Origin of the sequence: Streptomyces profundus, assembly GCF_020740535.1 — a bacterium.
In the GTDB taxonomy this organism is placed as follows: Bacteria; Actinomycetota; Actinomycetes; order Streptomycetales; family Streptomycetaceae; genus Streptomyces; species Streptomyces profundus.
This window is the reverse complement of the sequence record NZ_CP082362.1, coordinates 4,458,049-4,473,586: the sequence shown is the minus strand read 5'-3', so window position 1 is coordinate 4,473,586 and position 15,538 is coordinate 4,458,049. Positions and strand designations below refer to the sequence as shown.

Genomic DNA, 15,538 nt, shown 5'->3' with positions numbered 1-15,538 from the left:
ACCGGCCCCGGCTCCGACCGCCGGCCGCGTCGTCACGGTCATCGGCGCGGTCACTCGTTCGGGGCGGCGACGATCACCAACGAGACGTCACCCGACGCCGCCGCGCGCGTCAGATCGGCCACCACGGCCTGCTCCACGCGCAGCGTCACGGGCAGCGTGCCACTGCCGGTGACGCCCTGCTCGCCGTGGATCGCGGCGACCCTGGCGCCGTCCGTCAACAGCGTCTCCCGGCCCGGCAGCGCGGCGTCCTCCTCGGCGTTGCCGACGGGTCCGTCATCGCCCACCCAGTAGGCGGCGACCGTGTCGCCCGCCTCAAGTCCCGAGGGATACTGCCCGGGTTGGAGCGAGACGCCGACCATGACCTCGCCCTCGGCGAGCGTCGACTCGCCCGTGAGCATCTCGCCCACCAGCACCGTGCCGTCCACCAGATCCGTCAGCGGACGCAGGCTCTCCATCACCGTCTGCCGCTGCTCCCACCGCACATAGGACACGGCGTCGTCCTCGGCGACCAGCACCATCTCCATGGCCGACTCGGGAATGCGCTGCCCCATCGGGACCCGCTCGGTGATCTGGATCGCCTCGACGCGGTCGCCCGCGCGCATCACCAACACCGTGGCGCCCAGGGCGCCGACCAGCACCAGCAGGGCGGCCAACGCGGCCAACGCGGGTTTCCGCTCCCGCGGCGGAGCCGGCAACCTGTCCCCGACCCCTGGGCCAACGGCGATCGACTTCCTGGCAGCCGTGGACACCCGGTCCTCAGTTCTCATCCGCCAACCCCGGTTCCCACGTGGAGGAGACGCCCACAGTCACGTCGCGAACGTTCACGCAAAAGAACGGTCTCATTACCCTATCCGGTGATTCGCACGCTATCAGTCCGCTCATCACGCCTTCAACGGCCACCAGGTCACACATCCCTCACGCCTCGGGTCCATCGGTGACGACGGCCGACCGACCGCTGGAGGTCGCCACCGCGCTCAACGGACGACCGTCTGGACCTCGTCGACGTCCAGGTCGTATGCCGTCTCGAACACCCCGTCCGGCAGCGTGCCGCCGCTGCCGTCGGAACCCTCCCAGGTGATCTCCCAACGCAGCGAGGCGGAGAGGGAGTACGTGTCCCCCTCCCCCGTCGACCGCAGGTACGTCACCCCGCACGAGGGTTCCTGCCCCACCAGCCCCGCGTGATACGCCGGCGCGTCGACCGGACACCGACCCGACCCGGGATGCGACACGGCGTCGCCCGTGCCCGGCTCCACCACCAACCCGACGGGCGTCGCGGTGGTCGTCGCGGACATCCCGTACCCCTCCAACGAGGCCGTCACCGACACCGGTTCGAACCGCCCCTCCGGCAGCCACACCCACATCGGCAGATTCACGGTCTGCGCACCCGCCGGATTCAACTCAACCGCCGTGTCCGGCACCCGAACCCGCTCATACGCCAGCTCGGCGAGCATCGCGATGTCCACCACCTGCGGAATCCCCGCCGGCGGAGCATCCCCGAAGTCCACCCAGAACGTCCGAAATTCGCACTCCCACCGGGCATCGCGATCCGGGTGGTTTTCGTTCCGAACCACCTGCCAGAACATCCCCTCGCCCTGCCGGTCGATGTTGAAATCGGGATGCTCACCATCCGGGCCGTAGAGATCTTCGAGGGACTGCCGCAGCGCCTCCTTGTCTTCCGGTAGATGCCCGGCCCCATAGAAGCTGCTTGACAACTCGGCCCAGTACGCGCGGTATTCCTCGGGAGTGTGGGTCGGCGCGTAGTAACAGGCAGGCGGGGACCAGGTCGAAGTGCTTTGAGTGAAACCAGTTCCGGTCCCGCCCTCGGACGTGTCGTAGTTGATGCGAGCGACGCTCGCACCAGCTTCGAGAGTGTTGCCGATCGCCTGACCGCGCGTCCTCCGCTCCTGCCGCTCACGGGGGTCCTCATTCGCCAGTGCCGTTCCAGCGCAGACCAGGACTCCTACCACGGTCGCGATGCCAACGCCCGCGCGGAACCGCCAGGTCATTCGCAACCTGTCGACTCGGACTCGTAGTCGTATCCCACCGTCTGCCAGACATCGTCGTCGTCGAGTTCCAAACGTCCGCTGTACATGGACGGCGGTGCGCCAGCACTGCCTTCCTCGATGATCTCTCCGGTCTCGAAGTCAGTCGTATCGACCTGGCTGAAGTCCCGGCAGTAGCTAAATGTGGCCGCTGACTCGTCGAGGACGTTCACCGACATGTTGAAGTACGTCGCAGCGCCGACGGTAGAGACGCCGTCGGCGAAGACGCCATCGAGAACTCGAATCACCTGATCCAACGCCTCGCCAGCAGCGTAATAGCGCAGAGCCGGACGATCGCTTTCGTGATGGACGATCGCCTCGGCGAACGCGTCCTCGAACCCCTGCAAGTCCCGGAGGGCCGCGTCCACGACTGGGTCGCCGGTCGTGTCGTCCTCGTAGACGTTCTCGAAGTCCGGCCCGAGGTCGATTTCCGGGCGGTCGTCGTCGGTCGGTTCCGTGGGGTCGGGGTCTTCGGAGGGTTCCGGGTCGGGGGAGTCCTCGGTCGGGGTCTGGACGCCCGCGATGTCGTCGTCCTCGCCGCCGTCGTCACCTCCGCCGCAGGAGGTCAGCAGCAAGGCACCCGCCGCGACGGCGGCCACATACGCGATTCTGTTCCGACGAGCCACAGCAACTCCGCATCCGCAGAAGGCAATACATACACCTGACCGACGCCCAGCCTAGTCACCGCCCGCACACGAACGACTCCGCACCCCCGGCGGACGGCGGCTCGCGACGACTGCCGAGGTGGTCGGGGTGGTGAGGACCTCGGTGGCGTCCAGTCGGCCGACTTCGGGAACGCAGCTCTCGCCGAAGCCGACCTCCAGGGCGATCCGCCGCGCCGCCGACACCCGGGACGGGAGCGCGCGTTCCGTCATGCGGCCACCAACACGGCCCGGGGGCGCAGTTGGTCGGTGGCCGGGCCGGTGAGGCGGGCCCTGCCGTGGTGGGTGGGGTCGAGGGAGTCGACCTGGCGTCCGTGCCACTCGATCTCGTCGAGGCGGAACTCGGCGTCCCCGACGCGGAACACCGTGCCGCGCACGGCCGGCCCCGCGAGGCAGCGGACGACGCAGACCGCCCCTGCGGGATCCGTGCTGACGACGCGGAATCCCAGACGGCCGGCGACGGTGTCCCTCGGGTCGTCGCGCGGTGGGGTCAGCGCCTGGCGGCGCCGTCCCCGGCGTCCCGGTTGGGGTTGTCGCGGATGGTGTCCGTGATCTGGTCGCCGTTCACCTGTCCTTCGGGCATGGCGCGGAAGCCATGGGGTGAGTCATGCGCGGCGGTCAGGTCGTGGTGGAGGGGAAGGCGATAGCGCGCGCGGTCTCCAGTGACCACGTTACGAACGCGGCGGAGATCTCGTTCACGCGCGGGCTGACGCTCACCAGCGCGTCCTCCCAGCCGCCGTCCTCCGGAATCACCACCGCCAGGTGAGCGCCGGTGGCACCGATCGCGGGGTCGTGGAATTCGATGACATGCTCGCCGGAGGACGCGTCGTCGATATCAACGATACCGATCTCGCGATCTCGGAAAGGCCGTTTGCGCATAGGGGGGTTCCTAGTCCAGAAAGCCGGAGAAGACGCTCGACGTGGAGAATCTGGCGCCGCGCCCGTCGGGCAGTCGGACGTCGATCGTGTCCTGCCACTGGCCGCCGATTCTTCCATAGCCGGACGAGGTGACCGAGTTCGGGTTGGTGAGGATCTCGTCGAGCATGTTCTGGCCCGTGCTGTTCCAGGCGGTGGGGTTCTGTGTTCCGGTGGGCACCGGCCAGCCGTTGGGGTTGCCGTTACGACCGGCGTGTTTCATCAGGGCGCGGCCGGCGAAGGAGTACCCGCCGCGGTCCGGGAGGGCGCCGGTCGCGGACGCGACATCGAGATCGAGCGCCGGATGCGCGGCCAGGCCGAGGGGGTCGATGGAGCGGCGGGGATCGCTGGGGTACGTCCGCGGGTTGGGGGCCGGGAGCAGGCCCATCGGATCCTGCGTGACATAGCGGGCGGTGCTCGGGTCGTAGTGTCTGAAGTAGTTGTAGTGCCAACCGGTCTCCCGGTCGGCGTACTGACCGGGGAAGCGCAGCGGTGTGTCGGCCGACTCCGACGACGACGGCTCCGTGCGCACGCCCCAGAGGGTGGCGCGCGCCCGCCACACCACGTCTCCCGTCTCCTCGACCAACTGCGTTGGCGCCCCCACCACATCGGTGACGATCGCGAGGAACTGGCGGTCGGTCTCGGCCTGGCTGGCGGTGTGCCGGGTCTGGGTGAGGGGGCGGGAATCGTGATGGTTCCAGGTGAGGGCCACCGGGTTGCCGTCCTCCCCGGTGGTCTCCTGCTCGATCAGATCGGTGTCGTGCCAGGTGAACCGGCAGCGTTCGACCACGGTGACGCCGTCGTCGCCGAGACGCTCCTTCGCCACCCGACGGCCGAAGGGGTCGTACCGGTAACGCCAGACGGTGCCGTCGGGGGTGACCGTCTGGACCAGTTGGTCCAACGCGTTCCAGGTGTAGTGCCACTGGTCGGGCTTGCGGGAGAGTCGGGTGAGGCGGCGGGTAACGGGTCGGCCGGCGGCGTCGTACTCGTACCGCACCCTTCCCGCACCGGTCAGAAGCGTGCCGTTGAAGGTGCGTTCCCCGACCGCGCCGCTCTCCCCGGCGGACGCCGGCAGCCCGGGGCTCCCCGCGGTCGTCCAGTCGGCGGTCAGCTGGTTGCCGGCGAGGTCGTAGCCGTAGCTCTCCCGCGTTCCGGCGGCCCCCCGCACCGCCGTCGGGCGTCCCACGGGGTCGAGGGTGAAGTCGGTGGTGCCGCCCTGGGACTCCGTCAGGGCGGTGAGGTGGTGGTCCGGACGATAGGCGAACGTACGGTCCTGGAGGACCTGGCCGCCCGGGCCGGTGAGTTGCTGCCGCACCAGGCGGCCAGCCGGGTCCCACCGCTGGTCGAAGGTCAGGTTGTCTCCGACGCGGCGGCTGGTCTCCCGCCCGACCGCGTCATGGGCGAACGACAGCGTCCTGCCGTCGACGGTGAGCGAGTCCGGCCGGCCGTTCTCGGCGTAGGTCCAGGTGCTGACGTGGCCCGTGGGCGTCCGCCGGGTGTGGATCCGGCCGAGGGGGTCGTGGCCGAGCCTCAGGGTGTGCCCGTTGGTGCTCTCCCGGGCCAGGCTCCCCCGTGCGTCGAAGTCACGGACGAGGTCGATGCCGGGCGAGCTGGCGGCCGTGACCCGGCCCAGGGCGTCGTAGGCGTAGGTGAGCCGGTCCCCCTCGGATGTCTCCCGCGCGGTCAACTGCCCGAGGAGGTCGTAGCTGTAGGTGGTGCTCTGTCCGGCGGGATTGGTGCGGGCGACGAGCTGTCCCGCCGCGTCACGACGGTACTCGACGGTCCGACCGTCGAAGTCCTTCTCGGCGACGAGACGTCCGACCGGGTCGAAGGTGTACTCCCACGCCGCCCCGAGCGGGTCGACGACCTGGGTCACCCGCAGCTCGGTGTCGCGAGTGAAGCGGTAGGTCGCCCCGTCGGGCGTGACACAGTGTGCCAGCAGGTCGAAGGGCCCGAACGCGTAGCGGGTGGTGCCGCCGTTGGCATCGGTCTGGCTGAGCAGGTTCCCCTCGGCGTCCCAGCTGAAGGACTCCGTACCGCCGACCGGGTCGGTCCGGTGCAGGAGCTTGCCCTCGACGGACCAGCGCAGCGTGGTCACGGCGCCCATCGGGTCGGTGACCCGGATCGGCCGCCCCAACGCGTCGCGGACCAGCGTCACCTCGCCACCGAGCGGATCGGAGACCAGCAGGGGCAGCCCGGCGGCGTCGCAACTGATCCGGGTGCGCCGGCCCAAGGGGTCGGTGATGGAGGTGACGGCGCCGCGCTCGTAGGTGTAGCGGGTGCGCGCTCCGGCCGGGTCCATGGCGATGGTGCGGTTGCCCCGTGTGTCGTAACTCTGCCGCCACACACTGCCGTCCGGCTGGGTTATCGCGGTGGGCTGGTGCCACTCGTTGTACTCGACGGCCAGTTGGGAGCCCTCGGGGCGGACGACCAGCGTCAGATTCCCGTCCGCGTCGTAGGTGTACCGGGTGGTGCGGCTGAGCGGGTCGGTCTCCGCGAGGGTGCGGTCGTAGCGGTCCCACGCACGGATGGTGCGGTGGCCCAGCGGGTCCGTCTCGGCAACGGTCTGGAAGCTGTCGTTGAACTCGTAGAGCGTGGCGTGGCCCAGGGAGTCGGTGACGGTGGTGCGCAGGTTCTCGGGGTCGTAGGCGTAGCGATACTCCAGGGCCCGATCGGTGCCCGTGGTGAAGACACAGCGGCCCTCGGCGTCGTACTCGTAGGAGTACCAGTAGCCGTTGCGGTCCTCCCAGCGGGACATCCGGGCGTGCGCGTCGTAGCCGAAGCGCAGCGGCAGGCCGGAGGAGTTGCGGATCTCCGAGAGCAGCCCGGCCGCGTCGTAGCCGTACGACAGCAGAGTGGGTTCGGTGGGGTCGCTGAGCAGCCGCAGCGTGGTGATCCGGCCGTTCTCGGTCGTGACGCCCAGGTGGTAGCCGCCCGAGTGGTGGACGTCGGTGAGCGCGCCGGCCGCGTCATAGGCGAACTGGACGCGGTTGGCGTTGCGGTCGGTGATCGCGATCAGCGGCAGCTCGCCACCCCGCCGGCCCGGCGTGGGGGCGAAGTGCAGGGTCCGTCCGCTCTCCCGTTGGTGCACCGACATCGGCGCCTGGGGCTGGCCGTCCCAGTACAGCTGCCAGCGGGGGCCCTCCACCGGGAGCACCGTCTCGCCGGGGATCGGTCGGGGATAGACCAGCGTCATGCCGTCGGCGGTGAACAGCCGTACCCCGTGGTCGTCCAACAGGAGCCGCTGGTCCAGCGTGGAAGCCCACGAGGAGCCGAACAACCCGCCGGCGCGGTAGGTGGAGATGTGGTGCCGCTCCACCACCAGGGGCAGCACACCGGGCAGTTCGACGTCGGTGGCGGACATCAACAGCTCCCCGGTCGCCACGTCCACCGGGTCACCACAGGCGTTTCGCCCGCCCATCGGCACTCCGTCGCCCCTGACCCGGCGGCCCAACCCCAGCGCGCCCTCGCGCAGACCGCGCAGGCCCGTACTGGCCGCGCTCCTGATGCCCTTGAGTCCAGCGGCCAGGCCGCCGAGGGTGGTCAGGCCCTTCATGCCGGGGATGCAGTCGAGGGCGGCGAACGCGACGTCGAGCAGGCCCGCCTCTCCCTTGGCGTATTTGATCAGGGTGTCGGCGAGGACGATCAGGGCGGCGGCCAGGACGATCCAGGCCAGGGGGCCGCCGATGATCATCACGACGATGCCGAGCACGGCGACGATGGCCTTGGCGATGTCGACGATGGTGTCCCAGTTGTCGGTCACCCAGTCGATGGCCTTCTGCCACCACTTGCGGTTCTGGATGCCGGCGTCGCTCGCCTCATCGACGCCCTGGGCGCAGACGCGAGCCGCTTCCTCGCGCATCTCGCGTGCTTCGAGGGCCAGTTGGCGGGCGGCGGAGAGCCGTTCCTGGGCGTCGTCGACCCGCCCCTGGGCGGCGGTCGCGGCGGACTCGGCCGCCCGGTGGTCGCGGGTGGCGTTGCGGACGGTGTCCTCGTCCGGGGGCTCGACGTTGTCGCGCCGCCCCTCCTCCCGGAGGCGTTCGGCCTCGTCGCCGGCCCGGCCCACCCAGTCCTCGGCGTCGCTCAGCGCGGACTGGGCGCTGAGCAGATCGGCCTGCGCCGAGATCGCCCGGTCCAGCGCGCGGCCCGCCATGCCCTGCGCCGTCTGGAGTGTGGGCCAGTAGCCGTCGAGGGCGTCGGCGCAGAGGGCGTAGGAGTCCTCCAGTTTGGTCAGGTTGTCGGGGACGCCCTCGAACTCGCGGCGGAACGTGTCGGCGGAGAGGCCGGCCCAGTCCAGCACCGCGCGCTCCGAGGCGAGGCCCCGGATCTTGCCGAGCGCCTCGCCGACGTCGTCGGAGAACTCCCGCAGATCCGAGGCGAGTTCGCGGACGTCGTCCGGATCTCCCGGAGTCGGATCGGTGTCCAGGTCTACCGGACTCCAGTCGGATGGGCGCACCGGACCCCCTTGGAACGCGGTCGGCTGGTCGGGCCGACCTCGGCGTCGGAGGGACCGGCTGATCGGGCCGGGATGACGCCGTCACGGGCATTGAGCAGCGGTCATGCTCATGTGATGAGACCACGATAGATCATGAAAAACCGCCGGTCATTCCCTCTGGGACACGAAAAGGACGGCGCGGCGGTTCCCGCCGGATTCCCCGCACACCCCCGCAACACACCTGATCACGCGGGGTGTTCAGCGGACCGGCTCATCCTCCGGCTGATGCTCCGCGAGGACGTGGACGACGCCAGCCGGGTTCCTGATCCAGTGGGCCCGGGTGTTCGGGTCGACGAAGGGCTCGATCTCGTCGCAGGTGCGATGGCCGGCGGCGGCCAGGTGTTCGACGGCTGACTCCAGGGCCGACGTGCGCAGTTCGAGCCAGAGATCGGAACGGGCCAGGCCGTCGACCTGGTCCAGCCAGAGCGTGGTGGGGCCGAAGCGGAAGGCGTGGGTGCGGGTGACGCCGACGGAGCCGGTGGCCTCGCCCTCGGCCTCGTCGATGACCTCCAGGCCGAGGGTCTCGCGGTAGAAGGCCACCGTGGCCGCGTAGTCGGCCGCCGGTATCTTCATCGCGATGTTGACACCGCCCCGGACGTCGACATCGGGGCCTGCGCCTGGTGTTCCCTCGGCTGCGCGCTGCTCGGTCATGGGTCTCGTCCTCCGGGCCGGTGTGGGCGTGGTGCTCCCGGAGGCTACCCGGCGGCACTGTCAGCCGGCCGGCGGCTCGGTGGACCAGATGACGCTCTCCACCACCTCGGGCGGGGTGACCCGGGCAGCGCCGGCGGTGTAGGCGAGCCACAGCAGGTCGAGGTGGGCGAACCAGGGCTCGGTGCCGCAGTCCACCCAGATCCGCAGCCGGTCGGGGGCGGGCGCGGTGATGTCCCACCAGGCCCAACCGCGCATGCCGTACTCCGGTTCGAAGCGGGAGAGCCAGTCCCTGAGCTCCCAGGGGCCGTCCGTTCCCGGGTGGGCCGCGTAGCGCTCGCGGCCGGCGGCGGCGAACTCCGGTGCGGCGGGCGGCTCCTGGCCCGAGACGCGGGCGAACCAGTCGGGGATGCCGCCCGTCGGCAGCTCGGCCGCGTCGAAGTCCGCCGTCGCCGCGATGGCCAACGTCGGGTCGAGGACGGCGCGGAGGCGGTGGACGTAGTCCTCAGCGGCCGCCCCGGGACGTACCTCCAGGTAGGCGAACGCGGGGATGCCCTCGTCGTCGGGGGGCCGGTGCGTGAGGCGGCGTCGCTCGGCCACCAGCTCGTCCACGGCGTCGTCCACGGCGTCTCCCTCCGCGCGCTCGGCCCGCTGCGTCGCGGCTCAGCTCGACCCGTTCTTGATGATCTTTCCGGAGCCGGGAATGATGGCGTCCTGGAACTCGTCGAGCATACTGCCCGGCAGTCCGTAGAGATCGTCTCCCTTCGTCGGGTCGGAGATCTCCGGGTGGGTCTGCTTCATCTGCTTCCACTGCTCGGGCGTGTAGTTGCCCGGGTTCCGCTGCGGGATGGCGGTGCTCCGCACCCGGTCCAGGAAGCTCTGCCGCAGCTGGAAGGAGACGATCTCCCCCTGCCCGCCACGGAAGTTGAGCGTGTGTCTGATGTCGTTGCTGAGGTTGACATAGAGATGCTGCCGACCGGCGATGGAGACGTTGCCCGACCCGTCCACCAACATCCGCCGGCTCAGCCGGTGCAGGGTCTGTAGCCGGAACCCGGTGATCAGCGCGGAGTGGGGCGCGAGGCCCAGCGGGTCCGACCAGGTCAGCGGGTTGTGCACATAGACCCGGGGGTTCTCCGCCGGGGCGAGGCCGAGCGGGTCGGCGGTGACGTAGCGACCGGTCTCCGGGTCGTAGTGCCGGTGGTGGTTGTAGTGCCAGCCGGTCTCCTCGTCGGCGTACTGGCCGGGGAAACGCAGCGGCGTGTCCGTCCCGTCGGGGCCGCCCGGCAGCGGCGCGCCCCAGAGGGTGGTGCGGGACTCCCAGGCCGTCTCCCACTGTTCGTCCCGTTCGTCGATCAGCAGCGTGGGCCGGCCGACCAGGTCGGAGACGATCGCGTGGAACCGCCGGTCCACCTCCTGCTGGGCGGCGGAGTGGCCCGCGCTCTCCAGCTGGAGCAGCGGCGTGGTGCCCTCGTGCTCCCACGTGAGGGTGGACGGCCCCCGGGCGTCGCCGCCGGTGGCGGTCTGCTCGACGAGGTTGGTGTCCTGCCAGGTGAAGTCGGTCAGCTCGACGGGGGTGCGGCCGTCCTGGCCCAGGCGTTCCTTGGCGGTGCGGCGGCCGAAGGCGTCGTAGCGGTAGCGCCAGACGGTGCCGTCCGGGGTGGTGACGGAGGTCAGCCGGTCGTCGGCGTCCCAGGTGTAGGCCCAGGTGTCCGGCTTCTTGGAGAGGTTCTTCCGCCGTCTGGCGACCACCCGGCCGGCGGCGTCGTAGGTGTAGTGGGTGCGTCCGGCGTCGGTCAGCAGGGTGCCGGTGTAGCTCCGTGGCCCGGCCGAGGCGGGCTCGCCACGCGGCCACCCGGCCTCGGCCTGGTCGCCCGTCTCGGTGTAGGCGTAACGCTCCTCGCCCGCCGGGCCGTCCACGGCGGTGACCCGCCCCCTCGGGTCGAGGGTGAACTCGGTGGGCCCGCCGGGGCCGGTCAGCCCCGTGAGGTGGTGGTCGGCGCGGTAGGAGTACGAGTGCCGTGCGATGTCCCGCCCGGCTGGCCCGGTGACCAGCTGGTCGGTGGGCCGCCCGGCGGCGTCCAGGGCGACGGAGACGGTCAGTTGGCCCCCGTAGGTCCGGGCGACGCCCCGCCCGTGGGCCGTCCTGCTGAACGCGACGGTGCGTCCGTCGACGGTCAGCGCGGTGGGGGTGGCGAACCCCGCGTAGGCCCAGGCACTGTGCACGCCGGCCGGCGTGGTGCGCTCGACGACCTGCCCCAGGGCGTCCCTGGCGACGGTCAGGGTGCGGCCGTTGACCGTCTCGCTGAGCCAGTCGCCGCGCACGTCGTAGGCACGGGTCAGGACCGTGCCCGGGCTCTCGGCGGCGACGACGCGGCCGAGCGGGTCCCTGGTGAACGTGGTCACGCCGCCGTCCGAGGCGGCCGACTCCGCCACCCGCCCCAGCGCGTCGTAGCGGTAACGGACCGACTGCCCCGCCGGGTTGACCCGTTCGACGAGCTGCCCGGCGGCGTCCCGCCGGTAGGTGGTGACGCGGCCGTCGAAGTCGGTCTGGGCGAGCAGCCGCCCGTTCGGGTCGTAGTCGTACCGCCAGACCCGGCCCAGGGGGTCGACCACGCCGGTCAGGCGCAGTTCGGTGTCCCGTTCGATCGCGTAGGCGACGCCGTCGGGCCCGGTGCGGCGGGTCGGCAGGTCGAAGGCGCCGTAGTCGACCGTGGTGGTGGCGCCCGTCTCGTCCGTGGTGGTGCGGCAGTTGCCCTCGGCGTCATAGCTCCAGCTGCGGCTGCCGCCCAACGGGTCCGTCTGACGCAGCAGTTGGCCCGCCGGGGACCATGCGAAGCGGGTCATGGCGCCCGACGGGTCGGTGACGGTGGTGACCCGGCCGAAGGCGTCCCGCTCGTAGCGGGTGACCTCGCCGTCCGGGCCGTTCACCACGAGCGGCAGCCCGGCCGCGTCCGAGCGGATCCGGGTGGTGTCACCGGACGGGTCCGTCACCTCGGCCAGCCCGCCATGGGCGTCGTAGCCGTAGCGGGTGCGGTGCCCGGCCGGGTCCTGGAGGACGACGAGGTCCCCCGCCGCGTCGTACGCCTGCCGCCAGGTGGCGCCGTCGGCCTGCGTGATCTCGGTGACCAGACCCAACTCGTTGTGGGTCAGCCGGGTGGCAAGACCGTCGGGACGGACCAGCTCGGCGAGGTGCCCCGCCGCGTCGTAGCCGAGGCGGGTGACCCGGCCCAGCGGGTCGGTCCTCGTCAGCGAGCGGTCGTAGCGGTCCCAGCTCTGGCCGGTGGTGTGGCCCGAGGGGTCGGTCTGGGCGACGAGTTGGAAGCAGTCGTTGAACTGGTAGCGGGTGCGCTGCCCCAACGAGTCGGTGACGTCGGTGCGGAGGTTCTCCGGGTCGTAGGCGTAGCGGTACTCCAACACCCGGTCGGTGCCCGTGGTGAAGACGCAGCGGCCCCGCTCGTCGTACTCGTAGGAGTACCAGTAGCCGTTGCGGTCCTCCCAGCGGGACATCCGGGCGTGCGCGTCGTACGCGAACCGCAGCGGCGGCCCGTCCGCCTGGCGGATCTCGTGGAGCAGACCGGCGGCGTCATAGCCGTAGGCCATCACGACGGGACGCTCGGGATGGCTGAGCAGCCGCAGCTCGGTGACCCGGCCGCCCTCGGTGGCGACGCCGAGATGGTAGCCGCCTGAGTGGTGGATGTCGGTGGGCGCGCCCGTCTCGTCGTAGGCGAACTGGACGCGGTTGTCGTGCCGGTCGGTGATCGCGACCAGCGGCAGCTCGCTGCCTGGCCGCCCCGGCACGGGGGCGAAGTGCAGCAGCGGACCGTCCCGTTGGTCGACCGTCAGCGGGCTGCCTGGCTGCCCGTCCCAGGACAGCGTCCAGCGGGGGCCCTCCACGGGGAGCACCGGCTCGTCCACGATCGGGCGCGGATAGAGCAGCGTCATCCCGTCGGCGGTGAGCAGCCGGGCGCCGTGCTCCTCCAGGATCAGCCGCTGGTCCAGGGTGGACGCCCAGGACGACCCGAACCAGCCGCCCGCGCGGTAGCTGGAGATGTGGTGCCGCTCGATCACCAGGGGCAGCACGCCCGGGAGTTCGACGTCGACCGCCGACATCAGCAGCTCGCCGGTGGCGACATCGACCGGGTCGCCGCAGGCGTTGCGGGCGTTGATCGGGATGCCCTCGCCCCGGCCGATCCGGCCCAGCTTGAGCGCGCCCTGCTTCAGCCCCTTGATCCCGGTGGTGGCCAGGCCCTTGATGCCCCGGGCGAGCCCGCCGAGGGTGGTGAGGCCCTTCATCCCCGGGATGCAGTCCAACGCGGCGAACGCCACATCGAGCAGCCCCGCCTTGCCCTGCGCGAACTTGACGAGGGTGTCCGCCAACACCACCACGGCAGCCACCAGCACCACCAGCGCCAGCGGCCCTCCGATGATCATGGCCACCACGGCAAGCACCGCGACGATGACCTTGCAGATGCTGACCAGCGTGTCCCAGGCATCGGAGAGCCACTCGATCAGCTTCTCCCACCACTTCTTGTTCTGGATGCCGGCATCGCTCGCCTCATCGACGCCCTGCGCACAGATCCGAGCCGCCTCCGCCCGCATCTCCCGGGCATCCAACGCCAACTGCCGTGCGGCATCCAGACGTTGCTCCGCGTCGGCGACCCGCGCCTCGGCCGCGCCGGCCGCCGACGCGGCGGCCTGCTGATCCCGCGCGGCGGCCCGGACGGTGCTCTCGTCCGGCGGCTCGACGTTCTCCCGCCGGCCCTCCTCGCGCAGCCGCTCGGCCTCGTCGCCGGCCCGCCCCACCCAGTCCTGCGCGTCCTCCAACGCGAACCGGGCACTGGTCAGATCCGCCCGCGCCGAGATCGCCCGGTCCAACGCCCGGTCCGCCATCCCCTGCGCGGTCTCCAACTGCGGCCAATACCCCTGCAACGCCTGCGAACAGAGCGCGTAGGACTCCTCCAACTTGCTCAGATTCCCCGGCACGCTCTCGAACTCGGCGCGGAACGTGTCGGCGGAGAGCCCCGCCCATTCCAGCATCGCCCGCTCCGAGGCCATTCCCCGGATCGTACCGAGAGCCTCCCCCACCTCATCGGCGAACTCCTGTAACTCGTCGGCGAGTTCCCTGACCTCTCCCGGATCTCCCGGGGTGGGATCGGAATCCAGATCCAACGGGGACCAGTCAGCGGGACGTGCCATTTCCAACTCCCGACCACGGAGAACGGGGACGAGCCGACGGCACCCGGCCGGCACCGGAAAGAGGCTGCCCCACCGACGCGGGCCAAATCCGCGCCCCCGGGTTCTTCACGTCACATGCGGTTCCCGTTCGTACCCCGCACGCGAAAACCGACGACGGTGGGGCCGGCGAAGCCGGGTGACCACACCGTCGTGCGGCGCGGCCCGCGCCCGACGCGAAAGCCCGCGCGCGACGCGAAAATAGAGGAGACCACCGGCGGCCGGTGCGCCAGGATCTGACCATGGAGATGTCCGACGTCACGCGTGCCACGACGGCCGCGACCTCGATCGCCGCGTCACTCGGCCTGCCGGTCAGCGGCGCGACCGTGCTCCACAACTCGAACAAGCTGGCCCTGCGGCTGACGCCATGCGACACCTTCGCCCGGGTCGCCCCGGTGGGACAGGAGGTCGCCCAGTTCGAAGTCGACCTCGCCCAGCGGCTCGTCGAGGCCGGCAGCCCGGTGTGCCCCCTGGACCCTCGGGTGGACCCACGGGTGTACACGCGCGACGGCTTCGCGGTGACGCTGTGGACCTACTACGCCCCCGTGACGCCCAGGATCCCACCGGTCGACTTCGCCAAGGCGCTGGAGCTGCTGCACACCGGCATGCGCGAGGTCGACATGCCGAGCCCCCGGTTCACGGACCGGATCACCGAGGCGGAGGACATCGTCGCCGACCCGGTTCGCTCACCGGAACTCGCCGACGCGGACCGCGCCTTCCTCGGCGGCCGGCTAACGAGCCTGCGCCGCGCGATCGAGAAACGCGGCGCGGTGGAGCAGCTGCTCCACGGTGAGCCGCATCCGGGCAATCTGCTCAGCACCCGGAACGGCCCGTTGTTCATCGACCTTGAGACATGCTGCCGTGGCCCCGTCGAATTCGACCTCGCCCACGTTCCCGAAGCGGTCCCCGAGCACTACCCGGACATCGACCGAGAGTTGCTCGACGACTGCCGACACCTCGTCCTCGCGATGGTCGCGGCCTGGCGTTGGGATCGCGGCGACGAGTTCCCGAACGGACGGCGATTCGGCGAAGAACTCCTGCGCGCCCTGCACGACGGCCCACCCTGGCCGACCCTCGACACACTGAACCGGCGCGTGGGCGGCTCGTAGAACGCGCCGAAGCCAAGCGGTGCGACACAGGAAGTGGACGGTTCCGCCCCGGGCACCGCTGGCGAACCTGTCGCCGAGGGAGGCCACCGGGACCTCACGCCCCAGGTACCACCCGCTGAGTGACCACGGACCTCCGGCTGCGCGCCTGCGGGAACCGTTCAGCCGAGCCCGCTCCGGGCAGGACGTGCCGGGCGTGGTGCCCCTGCGGGGCGATCTGACGGTGGCCGCCGATGTGCGCCGGCTGGCGCGGTCGGGCCCGTGGGACGCGGTGTCGACACGAGTTCGCCCCCGCCGATGCGGCGGGAGCAGGCGGCTCGGTTCAACGGACGGTGTCACCCTTTGGGGGTAGGTGATCAGCCGTCAGCCTTCCCCCTCGCGCCGGGGGTGGTGCGGAGTTAGGTGCGCTGCCATCCGATGGAGGTCATGGTCTGGACC

General features: G+C 71.0%; 11 protein-coding genes. 1 reads left to right on the top strand and 10 read right to left on the bottom strand.

Going from position 1 to position 15,538, the window contains the following annotated elements; genetic code table 11:
• Positions 1-50: 50 nt before the first annotated feature.
• The 10 genes from K4G22_RS19775 to K4G22_RS19730 all read right to left on the bottom strand — a co-directional run bounded on the left by K4G22_RS19775 (position 51) and on the right by K4G22_RS19730 (position 13,958).
• Positions 51-767, bottom strand: coding sequence for a hypothetical protein (locus K4G22_RS19775; protein ID WP_228081616.1), 717 nt, complete (start codon positions 765-767; stop codon positions 51-53).
• A gap of 207 nt (positions 768-974) precedes the next feature.
• On the bottom strand, positions 975-2,006 hold the full coding sequence (locus K4G22_RS19770; protein WP_228081615.1) for a hypothetical protein: 1,032 nt from the start codon (positions 2,004-2,006) through the stop codon (positions 975-977).
• Positions 2,003-2,641: a hypothetical protein gene (locus K4G22_RS19765; RefSeq protein ID WP_228081614.1), complete on the bottom strand. Its 639-nt coding sequence runs from the start codon at positions 2,639-2,641 to the stop codon at positions 2,003-2,005. The genes K4G22_RS19770 and K4G22_RS19765 overlap by 4 nt, the downstream gene beginning before the upstream one ends.
• Before the next feature lie 78 nt (positions 2,642-2,719).
• Positions 2,720-2,917, bottom strand: coding sequence for a hypothetical protein (locus K4G22_RS19760; protein WP_228081613.1), 198 nt, complete (start codon positions 2,915-2,917; stop codon positions 2,720-2,722).
• Positions 2,914-3,081 carry a hypothetical protein gene (locus tag K4G22_RS19755; protein ID WP_228081612.1) on the bottom strand — a complete coding sequence of 56 codons (168 nt, stop codon included), beginning with the start codon at positions 3,079-3,081 and terminating at the stop codon, positions 2,914-2,916. The genes K4G22_RS19760 and K4G22_RS19755 overlap by 4 nt, the downstream gene beginning before the upstream one ends.
• 241 nt (positions 3,082-3,322) lie before the next feature.
• The gene (locus K4G22_RS19750) at positions 3,323-3,583 is read right to left on the bottom strand and encodes a hypothetical protein (RefSeq protein WP_228081611.1); all 261 of its coding nucleotides are present in this window, start codon (positions 3,581-3,583) and stop codon (positions 3,323-3,325) included.
• Between the two features lie 10 nt (positions 3,584-3,593).
• Positions 3,594-8,075 (bottom strand): DUF6531 domain-containing protein, encoded by a 4,482-nt coding sequence (locus tag K4G22_RS19745; protein ID WP_228081610.1) that lies wholly within the window; start codon positions 8,073-8,075, stop codon positions 3,594-3,596.
• Between the two features lie 237 nt (positions 8,076-8,312).
• Positions 8,313-8,765 (bottom strand): VOC family protein, encoded by a 453-nt coding sequence (locus K4G22_RS19740; RefSeq protein WP_228081609.1) that lies wholly within the window; start codon positions 8,763-8,765, stop codon positions 8,313-8,315.
• Positions 8,766-8,825: 60 nt separating this feature from the next.
• Positions 8,826-9,386 (bottom strand): hypothetical protein, encoded by a 561-nt coding sequence (locus K4G22_RS19735; RefSeq protein WP_228081608.1) that lies wholly within the window; start codon positions 9,384-9,386, stop codon positions 8,826-8,828.
• A 39-nt stretch (positions 9,387-9,425) separates the two neighbouring features.
• Entirely contained in the window at positions 9,426-13,958 is a 4,533-nt protein-coding gene (locus K4G22_RS19730) for a DUF6531 domain-containing protein (protein WP_228081607.1), read from the bottom strand.
• 278 nt (positions 13,959-14,236) lie between these two features.
• Here K4G22_RS19730 and K4G22_RS19725 point away from each other — a divergent pair, with 278 nt between their 5' ends.
• The gene (locus tag K4G22_RS19725; protein WP_228084160.1) at positions 14,237-15,103 is read left to right on the top strand and encodes an aminoglycoside phosphotransferase family protein; all 867 of its coding nucleotides are present in this window, start codon (positions 14,237-14,239) and stop codon (positions 15,101-15,103) included.
• The last annotated feature ends 435 nt before the right edge of the window (positions 15,104-15,538 follow it).

Bases quoted from the DNA above. Each gene is read 5' to 3' on its own strand.
- K4G22_RS19740 (WP_228081609.1), bottom strand. From the start codon at position 8,765: ATGACCGAGCAGCGCGCAGCCGAGGGAACACCAGGCGCAGGCCCCGAT.
- K4G22_RS19730 (WP_228081607.1), bottom strand. From the start codon at position 13,958: ATGGCACGTCCCGCTGACTGGTCCCCGTTGGATCTGGATTCCGATCCC.
- K4G22_RS19770 (WP_228081615.1), bottom strand. From the start codon at position 2,006: ATGACCTGGCGGTTCCGCGCGGGCGTTGGCATCGCGACCGTGGTAGGA.
- K4G22_RS19760 (WP_228081613.1), bottom strand. From the start codon at position 2,917: ATGACGGAACGCGCGCTCCCGTCCCGGGTGTCGGCGGCGCGGCGGATC.
- K4G22_RS19775 (WP_228081616.1), bottom strand. From the start codon at position 767: ATGAGAACTGAGGACCGGGTGTCCACGGCTGCCAGGAAGTCGATCGCC.
- K4G22_RS19725 (WP_228084160.1), top strand. From the start codon at position 14,237: ATGGAGATGTCCGACGTCACGCGTGCCACGACGGCCGCGACCTCGATC.
- K4G22_RS19750 (WP_228081611.1), bottom strand. From the start codon at position 3,583: ATGCGCAAACGGCCTTTCCGAGATCGCGAGATCGGTATCGTTGATATC.